This window comes from Streptomyces echinatus, assembly GCF_014203595.1.
Lineage (GTDB): Bacteria > Actinomycetota > Actinomycetes > Streptomycetales > Streptomycetaceae > Streptomyces > Streptomyces echinatus.
Window position 1 is genome coordinate 64,228 of record NZ_JACHJK010000007.1, and the last position, 24,701, is coordinate 88,928.

The window sequence follows — 24,701 nt, forward strand, 5'->3', positions numbered from 1 at the left end:
GTCCGGGGCAGTCGTACGCGGCACAGTGGCCCCATGAACCGCTCGGACCTCACAGACGGCACGGCCCGCACCAGCGGCACGCACGGCGTGGACGGGGCCGGGGCCGTCCGCCGTCCCGGACTCGACGCCCAGGGCTTCATCGCCCGTGAAGGCTCCCTCACGCGGGTGCCGGACGTCTTCCGCCCGGTCGTGGCCGCCGCCCGCGACCGGCTCCCGGACGTATTCGGGGAACGGCTGCACAGCGCGTACCTCTACGGGTCGATTCCGCGCGGCACCGCGCGCGTGGGGCGCAGCGACCTGGACCTCCTGGTCGCCCTGCGCGAGGAGCCGGCCGACGCGGACCGGGACGCCGTACGGGCCCTCGGGGAGGCGGTGGACGAGGAGTTCGGACAGATCGACGGCGTCGGCACGCTGCTCTACGGGCGGGAGCGGCTGCTGAGTGAGATGGAACGGTACGACCTCGGCTGGTTCGTCGCCTGCCTGTGCACCCCGCTGCTCGGCGAGGACCTCGCCGAGCGCCTCCCCCGCTACCGCCCCGACTCCCTGCTCGCCCGCGAGACCAACGGCGACCTCGCCCGCCGGCTGCCGGGCTGGCGGGAGCGGATCGAAGGGGCCCCGGACACCGAGGAGGCCCGCCGGCCGCTCGTGCGCTTCATGTCCCGGCACCTGGTCCGCACCGGCTTCACCCTGGTCATGCCCCGCTGGCAGGGCTGGACCAGCGACCTGCGGGAGATGGCCGAGGCGTTCTCCGCGTACCACCCCGAGCGGGCGTCACAGATGCGTACTGCGGCCCACTACGGCTACGAACCCGTCGGCGACGCGGGCGTCCTGCGGTCGTACGTGGACGACCTCGGGCCCTGGCTCGCCGAGGAGTACGCGCGCGTGCACGGCACCAAGGCGCCTCGACCGGACTAGGGCCCTGCCTGGACCAGGCCCCCTCCGGATCAAGCCGGCCCGGCCCCGCACCCACGGCAAGGTCCGGACGGCGGGCCTCAGATCAGCCCGTGGTCGCTGAGGTAGTCCAGCTGGGCCCGGACCGAGAGTTCCGCCGCCGGCCACAGTGAGCGGTCCACGTCGGCGTAGACGTGGGCGACGACCTCGGCCGGGGAGCGGTGGCCGTCCTCGACCGCGGTCTCCACCTGGGCGAGCCGGTGGGCGCGGTGGGCGAGGTAGAACTCGACGGCGCCCTGGGCGTCCTCCAGGACCGGCCCGTGGCCCGGCAGGACGGTGTGCACGCCGTCGTCCACCGTCAGGGACCGCAGCCGCCGCAGGGAGTCCAGGTAGTCTCCGAGCCGGCCGTCGGGGTGCGCCACGACCGTCGTACCGCGCCCGAGGATGGTGTCTCCGGTCAGCACCGCCCGGTCGGCCGGGAGATGGAAGGACAGCGAGTCCGCGGTGTGCCCGGGTGTCGGTACGACCCTCAGTTCCAGGCCGCCGACGGCGATCACGTCGCCCGCGGCCAGGCCCTCGTCGCCGAGTCGCAGGGCCGGGTCGAGGGCACGCACGCGCGTGGCGGTGAGTTCCGCGAAGCGGGCGGCGCCCTCCGCGTGGTCGGGGTGACCGTGGGTCAGCAGGGTCAGGGCTATGCGCCTGCCGGCCTTCTCGGCGGTGTCGACGACGTTGCGCAGGTGGTCGTCGTCCAGCGGCCCCGGGTCGATCACGACGGCCAGGTCGGAGTCCGGCTCGGCCACGATCCAGGTGTTGGTGCCGTCCAGGGTCATCGCGGAGGCGTTGGGCGCGAGGACGTTGACCGCCCGTTCGGTGGCCGGTCCCGAGAGGACTCCGCCCCGGGGCTGGCCCGGCAGGGCACTTGCGTCGGTCATGCGGGGCCTCCACCGGTGGTCGACGGGGTGGTGGGCGCAGTGACGGCCGGAGGGTCCGCCGGGCTGTTCTTCCGCGTACCCGCCTCGACGGCCGGCAGCTCCGCCTTCGTCGCCTTCGCCGCCGTCGTCACCGTCGCGGTCCCGGCCGCCGGGACGTGCTTGGTGAACTCGTCGTGGCCGGGCCAGGACAGGACGATCTCGCCGTCCCTCAGGCGGGCGCGCGCCAGCACCGGCGTCATGTCGCACCCGGGCGCGGCGGCCAGCGTCTCGGCGGCGGTGCCGTACGGGAGCAGCTGGCGCAGGGTGGCGACGGTGGGCGGCATCATCAGCAGCTCGCCCTTGTCGTACCCGGCGGCGGCCTCCGCGGGGCGGATCCACACCGTGCGGTCGGCCTCCGTGGAGGCGTTCCGGGTGCGCTGTCCCTCGGGCAGGGCGGCCACGAAGAACCACGTGTCGTAGCGGCGGGCCTCGAACTCCGGGGTGATCCACCGGGTCCAGGCGCCCAGCAGGTCCGAGCGCAGCACCAGGCCGCGCCGGTCGAGGAACTCGGCGAAGGACAGCTCGCGCGCGACCAGGGCGGCCCGGTCGGCCTCCCAGTCGTCCCCCGTGGTGTCGCCGACGACCGACTCCGGGTCGGGCCCGGCGAGCAGTACGCCGGCCTCCTCGTAGGTCTCCCGTACGGCCGCGCAGACGATCGCCTGGGCGCCCGCCTCGTCGACGCCGAGCCGCTCGGCCCACCACGCGCGCGTGGGGCCCGCCCAGCGGATCTGACGGTCGTCGTCACGCGGGTCGACACCGCCCCCGGGATACGCGTACGCGCCTCCGGCGAAGGCCATGGAGGCGCGTCTGCGCAGCATGTGGACGACCGGGCCGTCCGGGGTGTCCTTCAGGAGCAGCACCGTGGCCGCGCGCCTGGGGGTCACCGGGGTGAGCGAGCCGTCCGCGAGCGCGCGGATGCGGTCCGGCCACTCCGGGGGGTACCACTGACCGTTCGCCATGGCCGGAGGCTATCCCGTATAGGGCGAATGTTCGAGAGGGGCCCGGGGCCCGCGGGGCCGCGGTGGACTACTGGGCGAGCTCCACCTGGATCTCGACCTCGACCGGCGCGTCCAGCGGCAGCACCGCGACGCCGACCGCGCTGCGCGCGTGCACGCCCTTGTCGCCGAGGACCTCGCCGAGCAGCTCGCTGGCGCCGTTCACGACACCGGGCTGGCCGGTGAAGTCGGACGCCGAGGCGACGAAGCCGACGACCTTCACCACGCGCGCGATACGGTCCAGGTCACCGACGACGGACTTCACCGCGGCGAGCGCGTTCAGCGCGCAGGTGCGGGCCAGGTCCTTGGCCTCCTCGGGCGTGACCTCGGCGCCCACCTTGCCGGTGACCGGCAGCTTGCCCTCCACCATCGGCAGCTGGCCGGCGGTGTAGACGTACACGCCGGACTGCACTGCGGGCTGGTAGGCGGCCAGCGGCGGTACGACGGCCGGCAGGGTCAGGCCCAGTGCGGCCAGCTTGGTCTCGACCGCGCTCACGCCGGCTTCTCCTGCTTCTCGCGCTTGAGGTAGGCCACGAGCGACTCCGGGTTCGGACCCGGCACGACCTGCACGAGCTCGTAACCCTGATCGCCCCAGCTGTCCAGGATCTGCTTGGTGGCGTGGATGAGCAGCGGCACGGTCTGGTATTCCCACTTCTTGGTCATGGGGGCGACTGTAGCCGCTGTGGCCCAGGGGTCCCGCGGCCCACCACGGCCCCCGTTATCCACAGCCTCCCGCGTGAGTGTCGGCCGGACTGGTTAGTCTCGAAGACGTGAGCAGGCTCCAGGTCGTCAGCGGCAAGGGCGGGACCGGAAAGACCACGGTCGCCGCCGCACTCGCGCTGGCCCTCGCGACCGAGGGGAAGCGGACGCTTCTCGTGGAGGTCGAGGGCCGGCAAGGCATCGCACAACTCTTCGAGACGGAGGCGCTTCCGTACGAGGAGCGCAAGATCGCGGTCGCACCGGGAGGTGGCGAGGTGTACGCCCTCGCCATCGATCCCGAACTGGCCCTTCTGGACTATCTCCAGATGTTCTACAAGCTCGGTGGCGCGGGCCGGGCCCTGAAGAAGCTCGGCGCGATCGACTTCGCCACCACCGTCGCGCCCGGCCTCAGAGACGTCCTCCTGACCGGCAAGGCGTGCGAGGCCGTGCGCCGCAAGGACCGGTCGGGGCGGTTCGCGTACGACTACGTCGTCATGGACGCCCCGCCGACCGGCCGCATCACCCGCTTCCTGAACGTCAACGACGAGGTGGCGGGCCTCGCGAAGATCGGCCCGATACACAATCAGGCACAGGCCGTCATGCGGGTGCTGAAGTCGCCGGAGACGGCGGTGCATCTGGTGACGCTGCTGGAGGAGATGCCGGTCCAGGAGACCGCCGACGGCATCGCCGAACTCCGCGCGGCACGGCTGCCGGTGGGCCGCGTCATCGTGAACATGGTCCGGCCCGAGGTGTTGGACGCGGCCGACGTGGAACTCGTACGGACCGTGGAGCGTTCCTCAGTGGCACAGGCGCTCTCGACGGCCGGGCTGGGCGGGGCCCGGCGCGGCGGGAACGCCGAGAAACTGGTGGACCCGCTGCTGGAGCAGGCCGCGGAGTACGCCGAGCGGCACGCGCTGGAACAGGAGCAGCGCGCGGTCCTCGGCGCACTGGACCTGCCACAGCACGAACTGCCGCTGCTCGCCGAGGGCATGGACCTCGCGGGCCTGTACGAACTCGCCACCGAGCTGCGGAAGCAGGGGTTGTCATGAGTCCGGACCGGGCGGAGGCGCGCGAGGCCCCCGAGGGGCGCGGGACGGCCGGGGCGCAGGAGGCGGCCCGGCGCCTGTCCCCCGCGCGCGTGCTCGACATCGATCCGCTGCTGGACGACCCGAAGACCCGGATCGTGGTGTGCTGCGGGTCGGGCGGGGTCGGCAAGACGACGACCGCGGCGGCCCTCGGGCTCCGGGCCGCCGAGCGGGGCCGCAAGGTGGTCGTCCTGACCATCGACCCGGCCAAGCGGCTGGCCCAGTCCATGGCCATCGACTCCCTCGACAACGTGCCACGCAAGGTGAAGGGCACCGAGGGCGACGGCGAGCTGCACGCCATGATGCTCGACATGAAGCGCACCTTCGACGAGGTCGTGGAGGCGCACGCGGACCCGGACCGGGCGGCCGCGATCCTGTCGAACCCCTTCTACCAGTCGCTCTCCGCGGGCTTCGCCGGCACGCAGGAGTACATGGCGATGGAGAAGCTGGGGCAACTGCGGGCGAAGGACGAGTGGGACCTGATCGTCGTCGACACCCCTCCGTCCCGCTCGGCGCTGGACTTCCTCGACGCGCCCAAGCGGCTCGGTTCCTTCCTGGACGGCCGGCTCATCCGCCTGCTGACCGCGCCGGCGAAACTCGGCGGTCGCGCGGGGATGGCGTTCCTCAACGTCGGCATGTCGATGATGACCGGCACGCTCGGCAAGCTGCTGGGCGGTCAGCTGCTGAAGGACGTGCAGACGTTCGTGGCCGCGATGGACACCACCTTCGGGGGCTTCCGCACGCGCGCGGACGCCACCTACAAGCTGCTCCAGGCGCCCGGCACGGCCTTCCTGGTGGTGGCGGCCCCGGAGCGGGACGCGCTGCGCGAGGCCGCGTACTTCGTGGAGCGGCTGGCCGCGGAGGACATGCCGCTGGTGGGTCTGGTGCTGAACCGGGTCCACGACAGCGGCGCCGGCCGGCTGTCGGCCGAGCGGGCGCTCGCCGCCGCGGAAAATCTTGAGGACGCCCGCATTGTGGATCAGGCGGACGGGAAAGCTGGACTTCGTAACTCTCCCGACACGTACGGCAGTTCACGACCTCCCGCATCCGAGACCGCAGCCGCTGCTCCCGAGGAAGGCTCCCCCGCCGACACGGAGCGCTCCGTCGACCGGCTCACCGCGGGCCTGCTGAGGCTGCACGCCGAGCGCATGCGGCTGCTCTCGCGCGAGCGGCGCACGCGCGACCGCTTCACCGCCCGCCACCCCGAGGTGGCGGTGGTCGAAGTACCCGCGCTGCCCGGCGACGTCCACGACCTAGTGGGCCTGCGTGACATCGGTCACCGGCTGGCGGCCGAACGGCCGGAGCACCCAGAACACCCGGAGCACATATAAGACACACCGCACGGACAGCTCAGCAACAGCTCGGCACGGCCGGCTCATCGCGCACACGGGCTCCGCGGACCCCAGCAGGGGCGCGCACGGCGCACATCGGCACTCGAACGGCGCAACCCGGCCACCTGGTCACCTGGTCACCTGCAGGACCGCAAGGCACCCGCAGGCCGGCACGACGGCCGTGTCCCGGCGCACTCCTGCCGTATCACCGCCGAACGCCTGCCGTATCCGCACGGCTCACCTCGGCGCACGTACGGCATGCGCGGCGGTCGTGGCCGGACGCGGCTCGCGGTCAGCCGCACGCAGGCACATGCGCGGCGGCCGCGGCGGTCACCATGATCACCGCTGGGCGGCACACGCGGACACGGACGCGGTGAGAACGGACGGCCGCCACGAGGCAGACCGGTCCGGAGCGTTGTGCCCCTGGAATGTGCCGGAGCGTGCCGAAGGGTGTCGCCCTCAGCTCACGGCCGCGTAGTTCTCGTACACCTCGTCGTTGTCGAGAGGCACGATCCCGGTGCCCCGCTCGTACTCCGAGCGGGCGGTTTCCAGCAGTCTGCGCCAGGAGGTCACGGTGGGCCGCCGACGCAGCAGTGCGCGGCGCTCCCGCTCCGTCATGCCTCCCCACACGCCGAACTCGACGCGGTTGTCCAGCGCGTCCGCCAGGCATTCGGTGCGTACCGGGCATCCGGTGCACACCGCCTTGGCCCTGTTCTGCGCTGCTCCCTGAACGAACAGTTCATCCGGATCGGTAGTGCGGCAGGCAGCCTGCGCACTCCAGTCGGTTACCCAGCCCATACCGGCGCCGTCCTCTCCCGAATCGAGGCTCCCCCACGGCGGCAGCGGCATATTCACCGCCGCCAGTTGAGGACGTTACGGAAGGTGGGGACAGCGCAACACCCCCTTCGGGCCCAATCTTGAATGGCCCGAACGGACTATGGGTAAGCGGCAGATCACCCGCGGGAGTGAGCCGACGACATGAGTGACCATCCCGGCAAACCGGGGCACTCGTGGTACGTCACACCGGGCGCCAGGTGACACACGCGGCGGATTCGGACTCATCACCCTCGGGAAGCGGGCGCGCTCCCCGGAAATTCCGGGCTACGTCCGGAATGCTTCGGGGTCGCCGGACGTATGGATACATGACCGCACTGCTGTGACAGTTGAGAGCAGCTTAGGCCAAGGCCTGTGCGCGTGTCCGGCGAATGGGAACGTAGGCGTCCCGCTTTGCCGTGCCGTGACGCGGACCGGCGCGCCCGGGCGGAATCCCCGGCGTTACATCACGATCCGGCACCCGGAACATCCCGAGAAGCGGTCGCTCCTTCGGAAGGCTCAACACTACGGATTAGGCTGCCCCCATGCCAAAGAAGCGCTCGGGCGGTGGTCTGTCGCCCATGCAGCAGGCCGCGAAGTTCCTCGGTGTCAGTGTGCTCGCCGGAGCAGTGATGGCGGGCATCGCGCTGCCCGCGGCCGGCGCGCTGGGCCTCGCGGCCAAGGGCTCGGTCAAGGGATTCGACGAGATTCCGGCCAACCTGAAGAGTCCGCAGCTGAGCCAGCGCACCACGATCCTGGACGACAAGGGCGACCAGATCGCGACCGTCTACTCCCGCGACCGTACGGTGGTCGACCTCAAGGAGATCTCGCCGTACGTGCAGAAGGCGATCGTCGCGATCGAGGACTCGCGCTTCTACAAGCACGGCGCGGTCGACCTCAAGGGCGTGCTGCGCGCCCTGAACAAGAACGCTCAGGAGGGCGGGGTCGCCCAGGGCGCCTCCACGCTCACCCAGCAGCTCGTGAAGAACTACTTCATCGAGGAGGCCGGCGACGACCCGACCAAGGTCGCCGAGGCCACCCAGCAGACCCTGGGCCGCAAGATCCGCGAGCTGAAGTACGCGATCCAGATCGAGGACAAGCTCGGCAAGAAGAAGATCCTCGAGAACTACCTGAACATCACCTTCTTCGGCGAGCAGGCCTACGGTGTCGAGGCCGCCGCGCAGCGCTACTTCTCCAAGCACGCCAAGGACCTGAACCTGCAGGAATCGGCGCTGCTGGCCGGCATCGTGCAGTCCCCGAGCCGCTACGACCCGGTCAACGACGAGGCGGAGGCCACCAAGCGGCGCAACATCGTCCTGCAGCGCATGGCGGAGCTCGGCGACATCTCCCAGAACGAGGCCGACCAGGCCAAGGAGAAGCCGCTCGGCCTGCACACCAGCCGCCCCAAGAACGGCTGCATCACCGCGGTGAAGGGCGCCGGCTTCTTCTGTGACTACGTCCGCCAGGTCGTCCTCACCGACCCGGTCTTCGGCAAGACCAAGGAGAAGCGGGCCAAGCTCTGGAACCAGGGCGGCCTGACGATCCGTACGACGCTCGACCCGCAGGCCCAGGAGTCCGCGCAGGAGTCCATCAAGGACCACGTCTACAAGAGCGACGCGGTGGCGACCGCCGCGACCATCGTCGAGCCCGGCACCGGCAAGATCCTCGCCATGGGCCAGTCCCGGCCGTACGGCGTCAACATCCGGAACGACGAGACGACGATCAACCTGTCCGTCAACCACGACATGGGCGGCGGCGTCGGGTACCAGCCCGGTTCCACGTTCAAGCCGATCGTCGCCGCGGCGGCCATCGAGGGCGGGAAGCAGCCCACGCAGGAGTACTCGTCGCCGTACGAGATGACGTACCCGAGCCCGGTCTCCGCGTGTGACGGCAAGGTGTGGCGCGACGACCCGCGCAAGCCCACCAAGCTGACCAACGAGAACGAGGAGGAGCGCGGCCCGTACGGCATGAAGGAGGCGACCGCCAAGTCGGTCAACACCTACTACGTGCAGCTGATCAGCGACATCGGCATCTGCCCGGTCGTCGACATGGCCAAGAAGATGGGCGTGCAGCGCGCGGACGGCCGTCAGATCCGGCAGGCGCCCTCCATCGCGCTCGGCACCCAGGAGATGTCCCCGCTGACGATGGCGAGCGCGTACGCCGCCTTCGCCTCGCGCGGCATGTACTGCACGCCGGTCGGCATCGAGTCGGTCACCAAGAAGGTCGGCAGCGAGCAGAAGTCCCTGGCGGTGCCGAGGTCGACCTGCTCGCGGGCGATGTCGGAGAACACGGCGGACACGGTCAGCACCCTCCTCAAGGGCGTGGTCGAGGACGGCACGGGCCAGGAGGCCGGTCTCGACAGCCGCGCGAGCGCGGGCAAGACGGGTACGACGGACGAGCGCTACGCGGCCTGGTTCGTCGGCTACACCCCGAACATGGCCGGTGCGGTCTGGGTCGGCGACCCGCAGCACAAGCGGAAGATGACCGGCATCACCATCGGCGGTGTCCCGTACGACAAGGTCTACGGCGGCAAGGTGCCGGGCCCGATCTGGCGCGACATGATGAGCGGCGCGCTGGAGGGCAGGCCCGCTCCGGACTTCCATCTGATCGACATCCCCGACGACACCGACGACGAGGACGACCAGGGACGGGGCGACCGGGGCGATCACCACGGGCACAACGGGAACAACGGGGACACGACGGGACAGTTGATCGGGGGACTGATCGGCGGTCCGACGGACGGGGGTCCGGCCAACGGCGGAGCCACGGGTGACACGACCGGCGGTATCGGCGGCGCGTTCCCGACGCCGACCTTCTCCGTCCCCGGGAACTTCATCCAGGGCCAGAGCAACGGCGGGGCCAACGGACACGGCAACGGCGGCCGCCACTAGCGTCGCCGACGGGACGTTCCCGGCACCGGCCGCGGTACGACAGCGGGGCCGCACCTCCGAGAGAGGTGCGGCCCCGTGGTCGTGGAGACGGCCCGGGAAGGCTGCCGTGGAGGGCCGAACGGACACCGGGCGGCGGGAAGCACGACGGGCAGCCGGCGGCGGGCGGCGGGCGGCGGGCGGCCGGAAGCACGACGGGCGACGGGCAGCCGGCGGCGGGCGGCGGGCGGCGGGAAGCACGACGGGCTGCTGGCGACGGGCGACGGCAGCTCAGCCATTCGAGTGGATTCCTCAGCCTCCGAGGCGCGGCTCGCTCAGCGCCCCTGACACCTGGTCCTCGGCTCCGGCCCGGCCGCTCACTCGGCGCCCGTGAAGCCCGGTCCTCCGGCTCCGGGCCGGCCTTTCCGGCTCCGGGACCGGCATTCACGGGCGCGCCGGACGGCGTGCCCGGAGCCCGTCGCCGTCGGCCGGCTCCGGGCCGGCTTCGCTGCTCCGGACCGGCAGCCCGGCTCCGGACCGGCAGCTTCCGGCTCCAGCCCGGCTGCCCTTGAGGCCCGGCTTTCTCAGCCCTGGAGCAGCTTCTTCACGACGGCGGCGACGCGGCCACCCTCGGCCTGGCCGGCCACCTTCGGGTTCACGATCTTCATGACGGCGCCCATGGCCCGCGGCCCCTCGGCACCGGCCGCCTTCGCCTCCTGCACGGCCTGGGCGACGATCGCGTTCAGCTCCTCGTCGGACAGCTGCTTCGGCAGGTAGTCGGCGAGCACCTCACCCTCGGCCTTCTCCCGCTCGGCCTGCTCGGCGCGGCCACCCTGTGCGAAGGCCTCGGCCGCCTCGCGGCGCTTCTTCGCCTCGCGGGTGATCACCTTGAGGACCTCGTCGTCGGAGAGCTCCCGCTTCTCCTTGCCCGCGACCTCCTCCTTGGTGATCGCGGTGAGGGTCAGCCGGAGCGTCGAGGAGCGCAGCTCGTCGCGCCCCTTGATCGCGGCGTTGAGGTCGTCCTGCAGCTTCGACTTGAGCGTGGTGGTCATGGCCACGATTGTCGCAGGTGCACGACCGCCCGGGCCGCCCATTTAACCGGCGGCCGTTCTCGCTCCGACCAACCGGTCTGACACCATGGGCACATGCACGCGCGATACGGAGTTCCCCTCGGGATCATGGCGGCCGGTGCCGCCGGCCTGGTGTACGCGGCGGGCTTCGAAGCCCGTTCCTTCCGCCTCCGACGGGTCACCGTCCCCGTCCTGCCCCCGGGTATGGGCCCGCTGCGCGTGCTGCAGGTCTCCGACATCCACATGGTGAGCGGCCAGCGCAAGAAGCAGCGCTGGCTGCAGACGCTGGCCGGGCTGCGCCCCGACTTCGTGATCAACACCGGCGACAACCTGTCGGACCCCGAGGCCATCCCCGACGTCCTGGACGCCCTGGGCCCGCTGATGGAGTTCCCGGGCGCGTATGTGTTCGGCTCCAACGACTACTACGGCCCGAAGTTCCGGAACCCCGCCCGCTACCTGCTGGAGAAGGCGAGCGGACGCCACGGCCTGAACGGCAACGCGCCGGCGGTCGGCGTGATCCACAACCGGTGGGAGGACCTGCGGGACGGCTTCGACGCGGCGGGCTGGCTGAACCTGACCAACACGCGCGAGGTCCTCAAGATCGAGGGCGTCTCCATCGAGCTGACCGGCCTGGACGACCCCCACATCAAGCGCGACCGCTACGCCCGGGTGTCCGGCGGCCCGTCGGGGACGTACGACTTCTCCATGGGCGTGGTCCACGCTCCCTACCTGCGCGTCCTCGACTCCTTCACCGCGGACGACTACCCGCTGATCCTGGCCGGTCACACCCACGGCGGCCAACTGTGCATCCCCTTCTACGGCGCCCTGGTCACCAACTGCGACCTGGACGCGGACCGCGTGAAGGGCCTGTCCACGCACACGGCCGAGGGCCGTACGTCGTACCTGCACGTCTCGGCGGGCTGCGGCACGAACCGCTACACCCCGGTGCGCTTCGCCTGCCCGCCGGAGGCGACGCTGCTGACGCTGGTGGGCAGGGAGTAGGGGCGGGGGACTCCCCCTCACCCGCCCGGCCCAACCCACATGGCCCCGCCCTCCGCCCGCTCCTAGCGTGAGGGCATGACCGCCCCGATACCCCGGGACATACCGGACCTGCCCGCGGTCCCGGGCCCACCGATACTGCTGCCCGCGCCGGTCCCGGCCTCCGCCGTGGTGGCCCCGATCCGCCGCCCCGCGATCGCCGTGTTCCGCCTGCTGACCGCCGTGGCGGCGGCCGGCGGCGTCGCACTGGAACTCCTGCTGGGCCCGCCCGCCCGCATCCTGAGCTACTTCAGTGTCCAGGCCAACATCCTGCTGACCTTGGTCATGCTGCTGTCGGCCGCGAGGGCGTGGCGGGCCCGCCGCCCGCTCCCGTCCGCCCTGACAGGAGCCGCGCTGCTCTACGCCGTGGTCGGGGCGCTGGTCTACCACCTGCTCCTGGCCCATACGACGCCCCCGTTCTCCATGACCGGCGCGACGGCGGTCCCGGAGCGCTGGCACGCTCAGTGGACGGCCCTCCAGGTCCTGCACGTGCTGGTTCCGACAGCCGCGGTGCTGGACTGGCTCCTCCTCACTCCCGCGGGCCGCCTGCACCTCCGCCAGGCCGCGGCCTGGCTCCTCTACCCCCTGGCCTACCTGGCCTTCACCCTCATCCGGGCCGCCTTCCTGCCGCCCTCGGACCCGTCCCGCTACCTCTATCCCTTCCTGGACGTGACGGCCCACGGCTACCGCAGCACCCTGGCGAACGCCCTCCTGCTCGGCCTGGCGATGTACGCCCTGGGCGTCCTCCTGGTGGCCCTCGACCACGCCCGCCCGACCCCGATCCGCCACCGTGTCTAAACCGGATTTCGTCTACAGCCACCGGTGGGCTAAAGTAAACGACGTCGCCGCGACGAGCAGCGACATCGGGGTGTAGCGCAGCTTGGCAGCGCGCTTCGTTCGGGACGAAGAGGTCGTGGGTTCAAATCCCGCCACCCCGACGCTGGTCAGAGGCCACATACCAATTCGGTATGTGGCCTCTGTCGCGCTCAGGGAGCCAAACAGGGGGCCCAAGGCTTCCGATCAAGCCTCGTAGGCGGTCGCCTCGCGCCGCTGGGCAATGATCACGTCCATGGCTTCCGCACCCTCGGTGATGACCGGCCGGAGCTGCTTGCGGTAGACAGCCTCCGTCATCGCCTGACCGGTGTGACCCAAGCTGTGCAATGCGTTCCAGCGGGATGCCGTGATCAGAAAGCAGCGAGACAAAGCTGTGCCGCAGCTCGCGCGGCGTCCACTCAGGGGCCAGCCCCGCTTTCTTCACGATGGCCTTGAAGTCACGCCGCACGTTGGCAGCGTCGAGCGGCTCCCCGGACCGCGTCGTAAAGACGCGGCCGGCCGGGCTTCACTCCATCCCTCGGGGGCCCTCTCCTGCTTCTGCCACTGCTTGTGTTCCTGGAGGACGTCGACGACCTGCCTCGGCAGAGCGGTGGTCCGCCGGCTCTTCCTGGTCTTGGTCTCGCCGTGTGTGCGCACCGATCGCCACACGGCGACGTGAGGCGGGATGCCGTCGTTCGTCTCCAGGAAGATGTGATCCCAGGTGAGGGGCCGTGCCTCCTCGGTGCGCACGCCACTGAGGAGTGAGAGCACGAAATAGGCGTACAGCCGCGAGGGACGAGCCGCAGCGAGCACAGCTTCTGCCTGCCTGAGGTTCAGGGCTTTGCTCGGACGCCCCTGGCCGTCCTTCCGGAGCGGTGACGAGCAGGGCGACGTTCCGCGCAGCCTTGTCTCTGCGCTGAGCCTGCTCGATAGAGCGGCGCAGGATGGCGAGCAGGTCGCGGAGACTGCGCGTCGCCAGAAATCCGGCCCTCCCGTCCAGCCAGTCATCGACGTCGTCCGCGCTGAGGTCTTTCAGCTTGGCTTTGCCGATGAACGGGATCAGGTGCTTGTTGGCCATCGAACGGTTCTTCCCGATGGTGCCCTTTTCGTCACGCCCCTTCAGGCCACGCTCCAGCCAGTCGTCCACCGCGTCGGCCACGGTGTAGTTGGCCGGCGTCTTGACGCCCGATTGCAGTTCCTTCTTCAGCTCCCGGATCTTCTGGCGGACCTCGCGGTCTTGGTCTTGCCGTAGACCTTCGGCCGGCGGCGCTCGCCGTTCGGGACATACCCGAGGGACACGGCCCCCACATAGCGGTTCTTCGCCGCGTCCCAGTAGATCGTGTCCCCACCATGGCCAGCCCTGCGGACCTTCGGGGTCTCGGTCATGTGGTGTTCTCCAAACGAGCGGGCCGCGCCCGATGGCGCGGCCCGGCTGATGCGAACGAACGGAGGTGAGACAGGCGGCGGCTTCGGACATCAGCGGACCATCAGTGCAGGTGAGGAACACACCAGGCCAAGGCAGTGCCCTTACCCAAGTTGCTTCTGGGTGGCGTCCGATGACGGGCAACGGCGAAGAATGCGCGGGGTTGCTCAACTCGTCCGTATGGCCCCATGCACGGGGAGTCGGAAAGACGCGAGTCGAGCACGGCACTTAGCGTCTGTCGCGGCGATCATCAGCGCCGCGGCGGTCCCGTATGTCCATGCCGGGCATCGATCACCGCCTTCATCAGGAGCACGCCATCGCACCTCTGGTGTGGCGCATTGCAGGAGGTCTGCATGTCGGGAATCACGGTACGGGGGGCATCGGAGCAGGGAAGCAGGGACCGAAGTCGCGGGAGCACAGGTCCGTGGTGGGTGCTGGTGCGGACCTGGGTGGCGGGGCTTGCGGTCCTGGCCGGCCTGGCCGTCCCGATCGCCATGGCCACGCCCGCCGCCGCGCAGACCGGCACCTTCACCTATGCCACCAACTTCGGCTCGGACAGCGTGTCGGTGATCGACACCGCCACCAACACCGTCACCGCCACCGTGCCCGTCGGCGACGGCCCCTTCGACGTGGCGGTCACCCCGAACGGCACCCGCGCCTACGTCGCCAACAACAACTCGGACAACGTGTCCGTGATCGACACCACCACCAACACCGTCATCGCCACTGTCCCCGTCGGCGACAGCCCGCGCGGCGTGGCGATCACCCCCGACGGCACCCGCGCCTACGTCACCAATCTCGGCTCCGACAACGTGTCCGTGATCGACACCACCACCAACACCGTCACCGCCACCGTCCCCGTCGGCAACGGTCCCCGCAGCGTGGCGATCACCCCCGACGGCACCCGCGCCTACGTGGTCAACAACCTCTCGAACGACGTGTCCGTCATCGACACCACCACCAACACCGTCATCGCCACCGTCCCCGTCGGTGTCAACCCCGTCGGCGTGGCGATCACCCCCAACGGCACCCGCGCCTACGTCACCGACCAAGGTTCGGCCGACGTGTCCGTCATCGACATCGCCACCAACACCGTCATCGCCACCGTCCCCGCCGGCACATCCCCCGTCGGTGTGGCGATCACCCCCGACGGCACCCGCGCCTATGTCACCGACAACGCCGAGGGAAATGTGCGGGTGATCGACACCGCCACCAACACCGTCGTCGGGAGCCCCATCCCCGTCGGCGTCAGCCCGAACGAGGTGGCTATCACCCCGGACGGCACCCGCGCCTACGTCGCCAACGCCGGCTCCGACAACGTGTCCGTGATCGACATCGCCACCAACACCGTCATCGCCACGGTCCCCGTCGGTGACGTCCCCGTGGGCGTGGCGATCGGGACCCTCGCCTCGGAGCGCATCCCGACCACCCTGACCCTCAAGGTGCAGAAGAAGTGGAAGTGGAAGAACTCCAGGGGTGCCGGGGGCGATGACGGCGTCACCCTCAAAGCGCAGCTGACCGCAGAAGGCCGGCCGCTGGCAGGCAAGGAGATCGAATTCACCACCGACTCCACCGTGCTCTGCACCGACACGACCGACAGCAGGGGCAAGGCCACCTGCAAGGTGCCCGGCAAGCAGCCCAACGAGATCTGCTACACCGCCACCTTCGCCGGCGACGACACCTACGAGCCCTCCACCGCGACCGTCTGCAAGAGCAAGGACCACAAGGACGACCTCTGGTCAGAACTGCCCGCCCCGAGCGACATCCATGACGATGTCCACGACCTCGTGCAGAACACCATTGCCTCGGCAGGCCTGCCCGGCTGAGACACCCGGACCGGTCCAGGACGCGCTTGACGCTGAAGGCCCCCCTCCCGCCTCCCGTAGGCCGGTGTGGGGGCGCGGTCTCCACTGTGTTGTGAAGGCAGAGGGGCAGTGCGAGGCCGATCACTCCGACCAGGGCGGCCACGGTTGGAAGCGACAGAGCCGTCCTGGATAGCCCCGTTCTCCGGACTCTGGCTACCGAAAACCCGGCTTGCAAGGCGCGGTACCGGGGGCCGGACAGGGGGCCAAACGGTAAAGCCGCGCGAGGACGGTCCCGATCACTAATGGACTGTGGCAGCGACGTACGAGCAGGCCAGTAACCCCGAACCAAAGGACCCAAAGGGTCCAGATCGCGTTCGGGACGAAGCGGTCGTGGGTTCAAATCCCGCCACCCCGACGCTGGTCAGAGGGCCAATCGCATGATCGCGATTGGCCCTCTGTCGTGCTCGGGGGCCAAACGAAGTTGATCAGGGTCCCCAGTGTCAGGGCTGCGGGTTCGTCCACATGGGGTCCTCATCCACAGGTCGCCCGAGCGTTCGGACCGAATCACGCAGGCGAGGGCTCGTCTGGAGGCGGACAGCATGAACCAGGGCTGCGCGGGCGTTCTCTACCGGCCGGCGCAGTTCCAACCACGCTTCCTGTCCGGCCCGGCCACCATGGATCGCTGAAGCGTTCTTCGCCGAGGTGGACACCGACTCCGCGGCGAACGCGTGAACAAGCTCAAGCCGCGGTTCGGTATTTGATCAAACTACAAAGCCCACGACGTCTGAATCGGTCAGAGTCGTGGGCTTCTTCTGTCTCACTGGTCACGGAGGGGCGGCCCGACGGAACCGCGTCGTGGCCGTTCACCCAGGTCGGCGTGCAAGCCAGCCGGAAATGATCGCAGCTTCCCAAGGGCTCAGGCACCGTCGTCACGGGCCGGCCGTTGCGGCTTGCTCCGGCCTACGGAGCCGGCGGCGTTGTTGAGGCCGGTGGGGGTGCAGCGAGACACACACGTGCCTGATCGGTTCCCGGCACGAGGCTGAACCGTCACTGGGACGTCCGAGGCCGCTTAGCAGTGGCAAGGACGACCAGCGGACTGGCAGGCAGGTGCTTCTCCTGAACCGCTCCAGCGGGAGAAGGAGCGAGTGTCTAACTGCGTGACAACGCCGACGCACCTCGGTGGACCACCACGAACGTCTGCGGACCATCCGACACAGGTGAGGGGCAGACCAGCCCAAGGCACAGCCCTCCCCCAGGTTGCTCCGGGACGAAGAGGTCGTGGGTTCGGATGCCGCCCCCCGGCACAACTCAAGGCGGACATCGCCACCTCCACGCCGGTGGCGGCAAGGAGCCAGTTGTGTCCGGCTGTGGCGGGGACGGGCGACGGTGATCCTGACGGGCACTCTCCGGCATGCGCTGCCGGAGCTCCCGCGGCGTCCACTCGGGCTTCAGGCCGGCCTCTGCACGACGGCGCACGGGTTCTCTTCGAGGACGTCGGCGTCCGCGCGCCGCCCGCAAGGGCGTCCCCCATCCCGGACAGGCATCCCAGGTTCCCCTGTTTCTGCAGGTGGCCGGGGTGGGATCGTTCCACCGTTGCAGGTTGGGCGGCAGCCGTTGTCCCCAGCCCACACGGCATCCGATGCTACGGATGTCGCACCGGCTGAAGCGGCCGACCGCGCCGGCAGCCCCACGGCACCCCACCCACCGTGCACCCGCCCCTGGGACAACCCACTCTTGGGGCGACCGGGATGCGGGGCGTGGAGGCTCAAAAAGGCGTCTGACCGTCACTGCCCAAGTGGCGTGGCGCGGCGGCCCGGTACGCACCTTGATCCGCAGTGCCGGGCCGCCGACCCGTGCGACCTCATACCGATCGGAGAAGGAACATGCGTATGAACATGAAGTCCCTTACGGGCCGCCGTGTGGCCGTGGCCGCGGGTCTCGTCCTGGCACTCGGGGGCGGTCTGTCGGCACAGGCCTCCGCCACCGGGCCGCTGACGATCGGCGGGAAGGCCGGGGACGCGGTGGCGCACCGCTCGGGCGGCAGTGGTGCCAAGGGCACCGTCGCCCCCTGCTCCCAGGAGGTCCTCGGGGTCTCCGCCACGAAGGAGCCCGCGGACAGCGAGGACGCCAGGCACCTCCTCCTCACCGTCCAGAACGCCGGCGACAAGAAGTGCAACCTCTACCGCTACCCCCTGGTGCGGCTCGGTGCCGGGAAGAACACGGCCCGCGTGATCGAGGAGAGCGACCCGAACCCGGGGGTCCCCGTCACCCTCGCTCCGGGTGAGGAGGCGTATGCCGGTCTGCTCGTCAACGGCCCCATGGACGAGTACGAGGCGAGGAGCATCACCCTCAGCCTCCAGGGGCGCAAGCCCGGCAGCAGCGCGGGCAAGCCGATCGATGTCCCCATGCCCGTCGAGACGTTGTACGCCAACGACTTCCAGCGGGTCACCTACTGGACGACCGCTCCCGGCTTCGCCCTGGATTTCATCATGTCGAAGTGACGGGTTTCGACCGGGAACGCTTCCCAGCGGCCGGCCGGAACGGTCGCACGGCCTGCTGAACACCGGCTGAAACCGGGCCGATGGGCGGGGGTGCGGCGGGCCGGTCGACGCGCCCGCCGCCGTGGCCGGCGGCGGCACGGGTTCGCCCCGGCCATGCTCCGGCCGTGCCCTGTCCATCACCGCTCGCAGAGCGAATCGAACAGTTCACAGAATTCTTGGAGATCTGATGAAGTCCGTCATCCAGAAGGCCGCAAGCTTCGCGGGGGTCAGCGTGGCCGCCGCAACCATGTCCGTGACTGGCGCGTCCGCGGCCCACGCGGAGCCTCCCACCCAGGGCTGCCCGTACCCCTACGTCTGCTTCTACGTGGACAACGACGCCTTGCTCGCAGGCAGGCCGATCTCGAAGTACAAGGACGTCACCAGTGGCTATCAGGCGGTCACCCCTCGGCCGCACTACGGGGTCCTGAACACCCGGAACGACGACGTGGTGTACCTGCGGCTCCAGAGCGGGGGCTCGATCTGCCTGGAGCCCAACACCCAGACCGTGTTCGCCGACGCCTACAGCGTCAACGGAATAAGGATCTCCAGCAGCTCCACGTGCTGAATCCGCCTGTTGTTTCGTCAGTCGCCGGGCTCGGTCGTGTCGTCGGAGGTGGCCATGGGGACCCAGCCGGAGGGGTTGCGGTACCAGTAGTGCGGTAGCCCCTCGATGGTGGTGGTGCGGAACGGGCGGCCGTGGTCGTCGATGCGCACCGTGCCGGTCCGGCCCTGTGAGGACCAGTCGAGTTCGACGTACCAGTCGCAGGTGCAGGAGTCGGTGCGCGCGGAGAGCAGCAGGACCTCCGGTTCCCGCAGGGACACCTGGTAGGGGAAGTCGACCGCGGGGTCCGGTCTGTCCGGGTCGTTGCCGGGGACCGAACGGGCCAGGGGTCGGTGCGCGTCGAGGTTCACGGAGAAATGGCGGGGGATGAGGATGGCCCCGCAGCCTTCGTACATGGAGTAGGCGATGCCTCGGCCGGCGGCGGGGGTGGTGCGGCTGACCACGCGCACATGCAGCGCCTCCAGGATGACGGCGGCGGAGCCGCGTCCCTGCACCGAGATCCGCAGATGGGTGGTGCGCCCGTGCACCGCCCCCAGGGACGTGGCCCACGCGGCGGCGTCCTGCGGGGCCGGCGGCGGCGGAACCTGCCGCGGTGGCTTGGCGATGACGTAGTCATGGTCGCATTCGGGTCGCCAGAGGTGGGAGTTGGCCGTCCAGGTGAGCGGGACCGGCGGTGGGACCGGGCCGGCGCTCGACCGGTTCTCCTGCGGGCTGCCGCTGGGCGTGGCAGGCGCCGAGGGTTGCGGTGTGGTGTGGGCGGAGGCCGACGGCTCATCGCCGCCGGAGGGGGGTCCGGCAGTGGACTGTGGGCTGCCGCTGGGCGTGGCCGGCGCCGAGAGTTCCGGTGTGGTGTGGGCGGAGGCCGACGACTCACCGCCGCCGGAGGAGGGTCCGGCAGCGGATGCGGCGAGGCCGGCGAGCGCGAAGGCGAGCGAGGCCGCCAGTGCCATCGATCGCACGGACCGTCGTCGGGGGCGCCCGGCGCGGGGCCGCCGGTCGGCCGGCGAGACCGGCTCCGGACGCACGCCGGCCGACGAGGTCGGCCCCGGGCGCGGGTCGGCCGGCGAGGTCGGCGGGGTCGGCTCGGGTGTCTCGTCCGCTGGGCTGTGGTGGCTCACGGATGCGGCCGCTGCCGCGGTGCTCGTGGTGTCGCGGGGCGCCGGTGCACGTCGGGCAGCGGATCGGCGTGGTCGTTTCCGTGCCGCCACGGCCAGGATCCACCGGCGGTGCAACTCCACTCGTTCCTCGGCGGAGGCGCCGCAGAGTGCGGCGAACCGCTCGATCCCGGTGAAGTCCAGGGGGACCGCCTCTCCGGCGCAGTAGCGGTGCAGCGTGGAGGCGTTCACGCCCAGACGGTGGGCCAGCGCCGCGTAACTGCGGTCTGTGCGCTCCTTCATACGCGTCAGCAGCAGCGCGAACTCCGCTACGTCATCGTGGATTGCATCCATGTGGTCCGTACTCGCATCCGTCCGTCGCCGTGCGCGCTCATGTCCCGATCCGGGACGACATCCCAGGCACTCCCCCGTACCTGCACGTCAATACGGCTGGGGCGGTTCCAGCGTTGCGTCGTCCCTCTCCTTGAAACCACCCCTCACTCAGCGCGAGCAAGCCCCCCGTCCCATAAGGACTTGATGACCCGCCGCCATACCGGCGCCGCCCCGGCGCGCCACCACACACCGGACGAAGAGGCCGCGGGTTCAAACCCCGCCACCCCGACCGTCGTTGAGGCGCCGCACGGGGCCGCGCGCCGGCGGGACCGGGGTTCCGGCACCGCACCGTGGCTCGTCGAAGGGCAGTGTCGGTGAGCGGCCGGCCGAGTGAGGAGAAGGCACTCGGCCGGCGCGGCCGTCCGCTCGGGGCTCAGTCCGGAAGGTGCAGGGCGGTTCGCGCGTCCGGTCCGGCCCATCCGTCCGCGGTTCTCCAGACGGTTCCCACCCCGAAGACGTCTCGGAGCGCACCCACCGCCCAGTCCTGCGCCGGCGGCTCGGACAGGACCAGGAACCGGTGATCGACGGTACGGGGCTCAAGGTGTTCGATCTCCATGAGGCGTGCCGCGCCCGCGCGCAGGTCGGTGTGGGCCGAGCGGCCCGCGCCGAGCACTTCGTACAGGCACAGGCCCTTCGGACCGCCCACGATCACGTCGGCCGCGGGAGAGTCCGAGGGGCGCAAGCCGGCCCTCAGAAGGGCCGCCTTCAGTTCGAAGCGCACGGCTTCGTGGGTGTTGCACTCTCTGTCGGCCTCCGCCCCGAGGGCGAGTTCGCGTGCCAGGGCCTCGCCGTGGGCCGGCCGCCCGGTGGGCTCTGGTGCGGAGGTGTCCGTGGGAGCGGCAAGGTCCGCGGCGGGGTCCGTCAAGGGAGTGTCCTTCTGGTCTTCCTGGTCTTCTTGGGTTGTCCGGTGCCCGGCCGTGGTTCCGTCGGATCCGGGGGTTCCGTCGGGCTCGGGGGCGTTCGGTCGCGCGGGGCCGCTGTCGGGCGGCGGCGTGGGGGCGGGGGCAGCAGGTGTGGTGTCCGGCTCGGCGGGTGGCTCGCTGTCGAACCGCCGGAACAGTTCCTCGCGGGCCTGTGCCAGGGGGCCGGCCCAGTGCTCGAACGCGGGATCGGCCGCCAGGGCCGCCCGCAGGCCGGGGGCCGCCGAGGTGACCGCCAGACGTGTGCGCTGTGCGAGGTCCGCCAGGGCGGTCAGCCGGTCGCGGTCCGCCGCGCCCAGCAGGCGCCATACGCTGAGCCAGTCGACCCGGTCCCGGCGCAGGCACCGGTTGGCCATGCCCTTCAGTTCCGAGAGACGGTCCGCGGTCCCGGGCGGGACCGTGCCACCGCCTTCGACGATGTCCCGGAGCGCGTCGAGTGCCCCCAGATAGCGCGGTGCCATCCGGGCACTGATGGGTCTGCGCCCGAAGTCGCCGGCCGCGACGAGACTCACCGGTCCCTCGTTCCGCGTCACCCAGGCGTCCAGCCGGGAGCCGGCCCTGGGCGTGGGCTCCCCGTGACGGGAGACGAGCAGCAGGGTCCGCTCGGTCGCCGGAGCGAGAGCCCTGACCTTCCAGTGGGCCCCCGGCCCCGGGCCGAGCACGCGCACCTTGACCTGGGTGCCGATCGGCAGCTCCCCGGCGCCCCGGGGTCCGCTGCCGTCCGGCGTGCCGGCGGTCCCCGTCGCGGAAGCCGGGCCGGCGTCCGCGGGCGGGGTGGCGGAGGACGCTGAGGTGTCGTCGGCTTCGTCGGCGGTGCCCAGTTCCCGGGGCAGCGGGGTCGTGTGCAGGACGGTCAGCGTCTGGGTGCTCCGCGTCAGTGCGACGTACAGCTGCCGCAGTCCGGCCGGACCGCGGTCGGCGATGACCGACGGCTCCAGGACGAGCACGTGGTCGAACTCCATGCCCTTCGCCTGTGCGGCGGGGAGCACGGACACCGTGCGCAGCCTCTCCTCGGTCATGCCCTCCACGCGGTCCACGCGCCGGCGGACCTCTTCGAGCCAGTCGGAGTCGTCGGGCACGACGACCGCGATCGACCGCAGGGACTGCCCGTCGTCGGTGCCGACGAGGCGGGCCGTACGGTCCGTGGTCTCCTCCAGCAGACCCCAGGGGGTCGTCGGAACGAGCCGGACCGCGTCCTCGCCGGCCGTCCGCACAGCCGTCGGATAGGGCAGAGAGGGTGCCACGGCACGGGCCAGGGGAGCCACGAAGTCCATGATCTCCGCGGGCACGCGGTAGCTGGTGTTCAGCTCCGCCACCCGCCAGTCCCCGTGGTCCGAGAGGAGTCCGCCGAGCCGCTCCCAGCCGTCGTACGTGTGCGGACCGGTGGCCTGCGCCAGATCACCGAGCACCGTCATGGAGCCGGTCGGGCAGCGCCGGCGCAGTGACCTGGCCTGCATCGGGGTCAGGTCCTGTGCCTCGTCGACCACGATGTGCCGGTACCGCTGCGGGGTCTCACCGGCGAGCAGGAACCGGAGTTCCTCGAGGCAGACCAGGTCGTCCTGGGTCCAGGGTTCGTCGTCCGCGTTGTCCGCCCTCGGCCGTCGCAGGGCGGCCTGCTGTTCCTCGTCGAAGTCCGGTGCGGCGCACTCGCCGAGTCTGCTGCGTGAGTCGAGCAGGCTGCGCAGTGCCTCTTCGGGGCTCAGCTGCGGCCAGGTGCGCTCGACGAGGGCGGTGACCTGCCGGTTGCGCTCCAGATCACGGCGTACGGTCCGGTCCCGGCTGCGGCGCGGGGCGATCCGTACGAGCTCGCTCAGGAGCCGGTCGACGAGCAGGGTACGGAAGCGGTCCCTGCGCACCCGGTACGCCCCGGCACCCTCGCGGGCGTCCTGGAGGAGGGCGAGCACCTCCGAGCGTGGGAGCCGGAGGGCCAGGCTGCCCACGGTGACGACGAAGGCCGCCTCGTCCTGGGCGTGCGAGGGAGCGGACACGAGGGAGTCCAGGGCTTCCGGGCGGCACTCGCTCTCCACTCGCCGCCGCAGGACGGCGGCCATCCGTTCGTCGGACTTCACCAGCCGGGCGGCGACGGTGTCGGTGCCGCGGATCTCCCCTTCCCACAGCAGGGGCAGCTGGACCGCGGTGACGTTGCGGGTGCCGAGGGTGGGCAGGACTCGGCCCACGTAGTCGAGGAAGTTCTGGTGCGGTCCTACGACCAGGATGTCCTGGGCGCGGAAGTGGTCGTTGTTGACGAGCCAGGTCACGCGGTGCAGGCCGACCGCGGACTTACCGGTTCCGGGACCGCCCTGGATGACCAGGATGTCCGCGGGCGAGCCGGTGACCAGGGCCATCTGGTCGCGCCGGATCGTCTCGACGATGTCCCGCATCCGGCCGCTGCGGGACCGGCGCAGTTCCCGGAGCAGGAAGTCGTCGACCGGCTGGGGCCTCCTTCGCTGCCCGCGGGCGACGTCGTGGGGCGACGGGGCGGGCCGGGGCGGTACGGCTCCCTGCTCGCCCGTCCGCTCCCGGCCGGTACGGTCGCCACCGGTCCGGTCGTCGTCGAACGGCTCCTCGCCGGTCCGGCCTTCGCCTGTCCGGTCGTCGTCTGCCGCGTGCGGTGTTCCGGGGCCGTGCGGGACGGCTTCCGGCGCGGCTGGGCCGGTGGCGGGCGGTTCCTGAACGGCGGTCCCGCTCTCGGACGTCGGCTTCGGCTTCGGCGCCCCGGTCCGTAACCCCCCGGCCCCCGGTGCTCGGGCCAGGGCCCGGGTGATCTCGTCGCGGTAGTCCTCGACCGTGCGACCGGCGCACCGCAACTGCCGCCGCAGCAGTACCTCACCGGGTGTTTCCGGCAGTGCGTTGTGCCAGCGCACGGCGAGCGGGGTCGTCCAGTTGACGACCACCTGGTCCCGGTTCTCGGGGTCGAACACCTGGCGGCGGCCGACGTAGAACGTCTCCGGCTCGTCGTCCCCCGGCTCCTGGACGTCGACCCGGCTGATGACCAGGGCCTCTCCCCCGAGACCGCCGTAGCTCTCCGCCGTCGCCTCCGCGCCCTTGCGGACCGCGATGCCGTCCTTGCCGCTCGCGGAGGCCTTCGCCGCCGTCTGCCCGGTCAGTTCCGCAAGTCGGGCCTCGTAGCAGTCGTAGGCGCGGTCGACGGCCTTCTGCTCCACGGCGATGGCCGCGGCTCGTGATGTCGTACCCACGTGTGTTCCCCTCCTGCAGCGCTGTGCGCGCTGTCGCGGGCCGGGGCCCGCGCCTCCCCTGGTACAGAAGTAGCAGAGAACGGTGCCCGGACCGGTGCGAACGGGCAACAAGGGGATCGGCGGGAGGGTTTCACGTGAAACAACCTCGGCGAGATGTTCGCGCCCGCCCCCGCCGGTGAGGACGCCGGTGCATA

17 protein-coding genes, 1 tRNA gene and 1 pseudogene are annotated in these 24,701 nt (G+C 70.9%); 10 read left to right on the forward strand and 9 right to left on the reverse strand.

The window, feature by feature from the left end:
* Window positions 1-165: 165 nt before the first annotated feature.
* Entirely contained in the window at window positions 166-915 is a 750-nt protein-coding gene (locus tag FHS34_RS20145) for a nucleotidyltransferase domain-containing protein (RefSeq protein WP_372478571.1), read from the forward strand.
* Window positions 916-992: 77 nt separating this feature from the next.
* Here FHS34_RS20145 and FHS34_RS20150 read toward each other — a convergent pair whose 3' ends face one another.
* The 4 genes from FHS34_RS20150 to sp36 all read right to left on the reverse strand — a co-directional run bounded on the left by FHS34_RS20150 (window position 993) and on the right by sp36 (window position 3,520).
* Entirely contained in the window at window positions 993-1,823 is an 831-nt protein-coding gene (locus tag FHS34_RS20150; protein WP_184967359.1) for an MBL fold metallo-hydrolase, read from the reverse strand.
* Window positions 1,820-2,821: an NUDIX hydrolase gene (locus FHS34_RS20155; protein WP_184967361.1), complete on the reverse strand. Its 1,002-nt coding sequence runs from the start codon at window positions 2,819-2,821 to the stop codon at window positions 1,820-1,822. The genes FHS34_RS20150 and FHS34_RS20155 overlap by 4 nt, the downstream gene beginning before the upstream one ends.
* Before the next feature lie 67 nt (window positions 2,822-2,888).
* A complete protein-coding gene (locus tag FHS34_RS20160) occupies window positions 2,889-3,353 on the reverse strand; it encodes a RidA family protein (protein ID WP_184967363.1) in 465 nt (154 codons plus the stop codon).
* Window positions 3,350-3,520 carry a Sp36 family protein gene (gene sp36 / locus FHS34_RS20165; protein ID WP_184967365.1) on the reverse strand — a complete coding sequence of 57 codons (171 nt, stop codon included), beginning with the start codon at window positions 3,518-3,520 and terminating at the stop codon, window positions 3,350-3,352. Before sp36 ends, FHS34_RS20160 begins: the two co-directional genes overlap by 4 nt.
* 107 nt (window positions 3,521-3,627) lie before the next feature.
* Here sp36 and bagA point away from each other — a divergent pair, with 107 nt between their 5' ends.
* Both bagA and bagB read left to right on the forward strand, forming a co-directional pair.
* A complete protein-coding gene (gene bagA, locus FHS34_RS20170) occupies window positions 3,628-4,605 on the forward strand; it encodes an ATPase BagA (RefSeq protein WP_184967367.1) in 978 nt (325 codons plus the stop codon).
* A complete protein-coding gene (gene bagB / locus FHS34_RS20175; protein ID WP_184967369.1) occupies window positions 4,602-5,972 on the forward strand; it encodes an ATPase BagB in 1,371 nt (456 codons plus the stop codon). The genes bagA and bagB overlap by 4 nt, the downstream gene beginning before the upstream one ends.
* 459 nt (window positions 5,973-6,431) lie before the next feature.
* Here the strand turns inward: bagB and wblA are convergent, their stop codons facing one another.
* Window positions 6,432-6,770: a transcriptional regulator WblA gene (gene wblA, locus FHS34_RS20180; protein WP_063777071.1), complete on the reverse strand. Its 339-nt coding sequence runs from the start codon at window positions 6,768-6,770 to the stop codon at window positions 6,432-6,434.
* A gap of 560 nt (window positions 6,771-7,330) precedes the next feature.
* On the opposite strand from wblA, the gene FHS34_RS20185 reads away from it, so the two are divergent.
* Window positions 7,331-9,676, forward strand: coding sequence for a transglycosylase domain-containing protein (locus FHS34_RS20185; protein ID WP_184967379.1), 2,346 nt, complete (start codon window positions 7,331-7,333; stop codon window positions 9,674-9,676).
* A gap of 560 nt (window positions 9,677-10,236) precedes the next feature.
* On the opposite strand, the gene FHS34_RS20190 is transcribed toward FHS34_RS20185, so the two are convergent.
* Window positions 10,237-10,704: a GatB/YqeY domain-containing protein gene (locus tag FHS34_RS20190; protein ID WP_184967381.1), complete on the reverse strand. Its 468-nt coding sequence runs from the start codon at window positions 10,702-10,704 to the stop codon at window positions 10,237-10,239.
* Window positions 10,705-10,797: 93 nt separating this feature from the next.
* Between FHS34_RS20190 and FHS34_RS20195 the strand changes: the two genes are divergently transcribed.
* The 3 genes from FHS34_RS20195 (at window position 10,798) to FHS34_RS20205 (ending at window position 12,698) form a co-directional block, all read left to right on the forward strand.
* Window positions 10,798-11,724, forward strand: coding sequence for a metallophosphoesterase (locus tag FHS34_RS20195; RefSeq protein WP_184967383.1), 927 nt, complete (start codon window positions 10,798-10,800; stop codon window positions 11,722-11,724).
* Between the two features lie 75 nt (window positions 11,725-11,799).
* Window positions 11,800-12,558 carry a Pr6Pr family membrane protein gene (locus FHS34_RS20200; RefSeq protein WP_184967385.1) on the forward strand — a complete coding sequence of 253 codons (759 nt, stop codon included), beginning with the start codon at window positions 11,800-11,802 and terminating at the stop codon, window positions 12,556-12,558.
* Between the two features lie 66 nt (window positions 12,559-12,624).
* Window positions 12,625-12,698 (forward strand) — tRNA-Pro (locus tag FHS34_RS20205).
* Between the two features lie 82 nt (window positions 12,699-12,780).
* On the opposite strand, the pseudogene FHS34_RS44425 reads toward FHS34_RS20205, so the two are convergent.
* Window positions 12,781-13,959 (reverse strand): annotated as a pseudogene (locus FHS34_RS44425) (site-specific integrase).
* Between the two features lie 468 nt (window positions 13,960-14,427).
* On the opposite strand from FHS34_RS44425, the gene FHS34_RS20215 reads away from it, so the two are divergent.
* The 3 genes from FHS34_RS20215 to FHS34_RS20225 all read left to right on the forward strand — a co-directional run bounded on the left by FHS34_RS20215 (window position 14,428) and on the right by FHS34_RS20225 (window position 18,906).
* A complete protein-coding gene (locus FHS34_RS20215; RefSeq protein WP_221509187.1) occupies window positions 14,428-15,822 on the forward strand; it encodes a beta-propeller fold lactonase family protein in 1,395 nt (464 codons plus the stop codon).
* A gap of 1,868 nt (window positions 15,823-17,690) precedes the next feature.
* Window positions 17,691-18,302 carry a DUF4232 domain-containing protein gene (locus FHS34_RS20220; RefSeq protein ID WP_184967389.1) on the forward strand — a complete coding sequence of 204 codons (612 nt, stop codon included), beginning with the start codon at window positions 17,691-17,693 and terminating at the stop codon, window positions 18,300-18,302.
* A gap of 226 nt (window positions 18,303-18,528) precedes the next feature.
* Window positions 18,529-18,906, forward strand: coding sequence for a hypothetical protein (locus FHS34_RS20225; protein ID WP_184967391.1), 378 nt, complete (start codon window positions 18,529-18,531; stop codon window positions 18,904-18,906).
* Window positions 18,907-18,923: 17 nt separating this feature from the next.
* Here FHS34_RS20225 and FHS34_RS20230 read toward each other — a convergent pair whose 3' ends face one another.
* A complete protein-coding gene (locus FHS34_RS20230; protein WP_184967393.1) occupies window positions 18,924-20,351 on the reverse strand; it encodes a helix-turn-helix domain-containing protein in 1,428 nt (475 codons plus the stop codon).
* 412 nt (window positions 20,352-20,763) lie between these two features.
* Entirely contained in the window at window positions 20,764-24,507 is a 3,744-nt protein-coding gene (locus FHS34_RS20235; protein ID WP_184967394.1) for a helicase domain-containing protein, read from the reverse strand.
* Between the last annotated feature and the right edge of the window lie 194 nt (window positions 24,508-24,701).